Consider the following 4,366-nt stretch of genomic DNA (forward strand, 5'->3'; position numbering starts at 1 on the left):
AGTCTTATAATAGACGATGTCAGTGACAGCTATAACTACTATGACTGGAACCTTTATCTCTTCTCCGAAGCTGGTCCTGATTCCAGTCTGGATCAATCACCAAAGGTTTGCAGGCGGAGAATGGTACAGAGAATACGCTTACAGCTGAAATGGTGACATTGAAAACATAGTACGCTATATTTCTGTAAGATACACTCAATTAACGAGAGTATCGTACGAAACGAGGCGTATGCTTGCTTCTATTGAAAAGTTGATCGATGCTGGATTTCGTGATCGTGTAATTCGTACTGACGATCTTTATCATGTTTTCAATGGCAGTCCCAGGCGAATTCAAAGCCTTGTTTACAGAGCCATGTCTGCTGGAGAACTGATTCGCCTCAGGAGAGGTTTCTATATTCTCTGTTCGAAATATAGAAGTCAGAAACCTGTTTCCTTTCACCTGGCGAATAAGATGGTTGAAGAGAGCTATGTGTCTTTCGAAAGCGCTTTGTCATTTCATGGATGGATTCCCGAAAGTGTGCCGGTTATCAGCAGTGCTGTTCGCTCTTCGCGAAGCAGGACTATTGAAACTGAACTTGGAAGATTCAACTACGTTCGCATTCCCTTTGGGAAAAAGGATTTCCTTATCATGGTAGAACGCGTCGACGCAGGAGCACAATCATTTCTTGTAGCATCCGCCCTTCGCGCGCTTGCTGATCTGGTTTACGAGCGAAAACTGAAATGGACCGGGATTGAATATATCACCGAAAACCTCAGAGTGAATGAATATGAATTTGAAACCCTTGAACGGATGGATATAGAGCTGGTTATCTCTGCGTTCAAATCACACCGTGTTCGGAAATACTTGCGAAAACTGGAGCAGGAGTTGTTTCAATGAGCAGAATCCTTGAGGAGCGGCTGAAAGGATATAACGCAGAAACGGCTGAGGGAGAATTTGATGCGTTAAGGGAGATTCTTCAGGAAGTAATTCTTTCGGGGCTTTCCGATACAGATTTCTTCAATCTGGCTGTTTTCCAGGGAGGAACCTGCCTCAGACTTGTTCACGGGTTGAGAAGATTCTCAGAGGATCTCGATTTTATCATCCTGGCCGCACAACCGCAATTCGACTGGAGTGCATATGAAAAGAAGATCACCACTCGATGCAATCTGTATGGTTTTGAACCTGAGTTTCTAAACAAAGAAAACCAGACAAGTCCAGTGAAGAAGATGCTTGTCAGGCAGGGCTCTCTCTCGGATATTGTCTCATTTACACATACACAAGACCCCAGAAGAAAAATCATGACCAGGCTTGATATTGATGTTAACCCGCCTTCAGGGTTGTCTTCGGAGACATCGTTTCTTGATTTTCCTCTTCCGTATCGATTACAGATTCCAACTATCAACTGTTTGTTCGCCGGGAAATGTCACGCTCTACTTTGCAGACAATATACGAAGGGGCGTGATCTGTTCGACTTTCAGTGGTTCGTATCAAAACATGTTGAACCCGATCTTGAGTATCTTGAAAATACTTTAGTCCAATCCGGTCCCTGGGAAGATAGTGACATCAACGTAACTCCATACTGGCTTAAGTTTGCTCTCATCGAAAGAATCAGCTCTCTTGACTGGAATGCTGCAAAGGATGACATTTTAAGGTTTCTTCCAGAGAGAGAAGTTGAAACTGTCCTGCTATGGAGCAGAGATTTTTTTCTAAGTAGAATTGAAAAATTGTTCATGTATTCAAGCAATGGCAGATAATAACTGCTGCAGGAAGCAAGTTTTCCCCGCAGCACTATGGTACTTCGCTATAATCAAAGGAGGATCTGAATGCCTATTATCAGGGTTGATGGGCCAGAGGTTGCGGATATAGATAAAAAGCGGCAGTTCGTGAAGGAAGTAACCTCCGCCGCAAGTGTTCTTTACGGACTTCCTGAGAAAATCATAGTCGTTCTGCTTCAGGAGAACTCTCCGAATAATGTGGCATCCGGAGGAAAGCTGATATGCGATCTGCACGAATCAGATTAAAAAACCATGGATAGAACTGCGATCAACAGGCATATTGAGAATGTAAAAACTAAGGTGGAATGCGTTCTGAGCAGGTATTGCTCAGTCAAGTCCGCATTTCTTCTTCTCATGGACCCACCCTTCAGATCAATGATGAAATCATAGCTGTTTTGGAACTATTCTCCCTCTTCAGGTTAATACCTGCTGTAGACTGATTACAGAGGGTCAGATAATGTAGAATTTGCAGATCTGTACTGAATCATTCATAAGAAAAAAAGTTGAGGGTAAATTGATTAACATCCTGTTATTAGTATTGCTTGCCTTACCGGTATCGTCCGGGGAGGTTTCCATAAGTACAATTCAAGTGTTCTATAAAAACATGCCGCCCTCGCTCGAAACACTTGGTCGGGTGATTGAAGTTCTTGAGGAGTACACTGATCCGTACGAAGTCACATACCATCACATCACCGATGATTCCACCGCGGATTTGATTGAACAGTACAATCTTCCGGACACACACTTCCCTTTCGCAGTTGTGATAAATGGCGGATATTCCGCACTGATCAATCGCGAGAAAATCGACTTCGTGCATTTTCCTCTATTCATGCACGGAATTGGAAGGCATGAGGGCAACTGGTCAATGGAATACCTTGAACTCGTGCTCGATGACAACACGCTTCTGATGGATGAGAACATTCTGCCTGTTCTTGATGAGGAAGGAGCCACAGAGTGCCTTGAGGAGGAGCCCTCTTCCCTTGTGGACAGGATTCTCAGTGATGCCGTTTCCTTCCTCGGCGTGCCCTATGTATACGGCGGAACCGACACTAACGGATTCGACTGCAGCGGCCTTGCCTGGAGGGTATTCAATGACAACGGAGTTCCCCTTCCCCGAACCGTAAGCGCTATGGAAACCATGGGAGTTGCCGTTGACCGTGAAGACCTTCAGCCTGGAGATCTGCTTGTATTCAACAATCCAAAGCATACAGGTATATTCATGGGAAATGGAGATTTCATCCACTGCTCATCGTACCTTGACCGGGGAGTGATAATAACTCCCCTGAGCCATTCGAACTACTCCCGAAGGTACTCCTCCGCCAGGAGAATCCTGGGCACCGGTCCGAATTACTGAAAAAGCGGCATCCTCAATTCTACATTGACAGACAGAGTCTATTGCTGATATTCAAGTATTGGGAAAGCCTATACTTAAGGAGATTATCATGCGAATAATGTCTGCCGCGATCCTGGCCCTGCTTGTAACTTTTTGCATATCGGATACTGCATTTGGTGATTTGGATACAGATGAATTCGGCTGGGTGGTTGTCTGCGAAGTTCTGGATGATGAAGCTGGCGCTGAAATGTTGGCTGAAGAACTTGGCAGTCTGTTCGGTCAGTATACGGGATACCTGTGGATTCCCGACTGGGCCTCCCTATCAGGTTACAGAGGATGGCTGGTGTACCTCGGGCCATTTGAAACCTCCGATTATGCATCGCAGGTAGCGTGCTTCATCCTGTGGAAGTATCCTGATACGTACGCTATAAATGTCAGCGGGGAGGAAGGGAGAAACGCTGTTCCTCCGACTCCCACAGATTTCAGTGATTTTGTAGGTCTTGCGCCACCTCTTTGCAGTTTCGACATGAGGGGTGTGATGCCTTCCGACTGGGAAATCAGCTGGGCTTCGCAGGATGTCCGGTGGGGAGGGGAATCGAGACAGGTCACGAAGACACTCCTCAGTCTTCCTGGGTGGAGCGTTGAAGACTGGATTGATGACTATATAGGTTCAATGGAATACAGGGCCGTAAGAGAATCATCGGAAGACGCTAAGGGAGATTTCGAACGGGTTTCTCAATTCCTTCGTGAGTCGGCAGAACATTTAGAAATAAGCGTATTCGAATCACCAGGAGAGTACATTCTCATTCATCAGATTCCTAGCCTGGGCATACAGGAAGATAAAGACTTTTGGGTAGCTCTGACCGGCGAAACTCTCGAATACGGGTACAGGGTACGACTATCTTACGGTGAGATGCCATACGAATGGCAATTCTTACCCGAAGAAGCACATGCATCGGCAATACCTGTTCTGATTCATTCATACGACGACGCATTGGATTTTCTGATAGATAAGCTTTCGGAGGACGACATATACGGATCTTCGTTCCCCGAAGGGTTATCATTTGGTATTGAGCACCTTGACAATTCTTCCGAGGATGTCTACAGAGATTACTATGATATCGCCATCAGGGAAGTTCATAGACCAGGTGGAGAGGGAGATCCGAACACGGCACCGATTCGAGGTAGATTCCGTATCTACGACAGAGGAGAAATAATCTGGTTTACTCGGGTCACCGGTATGTTTGTGCCTTACGCGGAAATACTGGACAGGTAGAA

At 45.7% G+C, this 4,366-nt stretch carries 5 protein-coding genes; all 5 read left to right on the top strand.

All coding sequences use genetic code 11. The features are described from left to right. Nucleotides 1–229: 229 nt before the first annotated feature. The 5 genes from K8S15_07710 to K8S15_07730 all read left to right on the top strand — a co-directional run bounded on the left by K8S15_07710 (nt 230) and on the right by K8S15_07730 (nt 4,364). Nucleotides 230–877 carry a hypothetical protein gene (locus K8S15_07710; protein ID MCD4775923.1) on the top strand — a complete coding sequence of 216 codons (648 nt, stop codon included), beginning with the start codon at nt 230–232 and terminating at the stop codon, nt 875–877. Continuing rightward, the gene (locus K8S15_07715) at nt 874–1,734 is read left to right on the top strand and encodes a nucleotidyl transferase AbiEii/AbiGii toxin family protein (protein ID MCD4775924.1); all 861 of its coding nucleotides are present in this window, start codon (nt 874–876) and stop codon (nt 1,732–1,734) included. The genes K8S15_07710 and K8S15_07715 overlap by 4 nt, the downstream gene beginning before the upstream one ends. 69 nt (nt 1,735–1,803) lie before the next feature. After that, nucleotides 1,804–2,001 carry a tautomerase family protein gene (locus K8S15_07720; protein MCD4775925.1) on the top strand — a complete coding sequence of 66 codons (198 nt, stop codon included), beginning with the start codon at nt 1,804–1,806 and terminating at the stop codon, nt 1,999–2,001. 268 nt (nt 2,002–2,269) lie between these two features. Beyond that, nucleotides 2,270–3,109 (top strand): C40 family peptidase, encoded by an 840-nt coding sequence (locus K8S15_07725; GenBank protein ID MCD4775926.1) that lies wholly within the window; start codon nt 2,270–2,272, stop codon nt 3,107–3,109. A gap of 88 nt (nt 3,110–3,197) precedes the next feature. Beyond that, entirely contained in the window at nt 3,198–4,364 is a 1,167-nt protein-coding gene (locus tag K8S15_07730) for a hypothetical protein (protein MCD4775927.1), read from the top strand. Nucleotides 4,365–4,366 lie beyond the last annotated feature (2 nt).

This window comes from Candidatus Aegiribacteria sp., assembly GCA_021108005.1.
Lineage (GTDB): Bacteria > Fermentibacterota > Fermentibacteria > Fermentibacterales > JCC-6 > Aegiribacteria.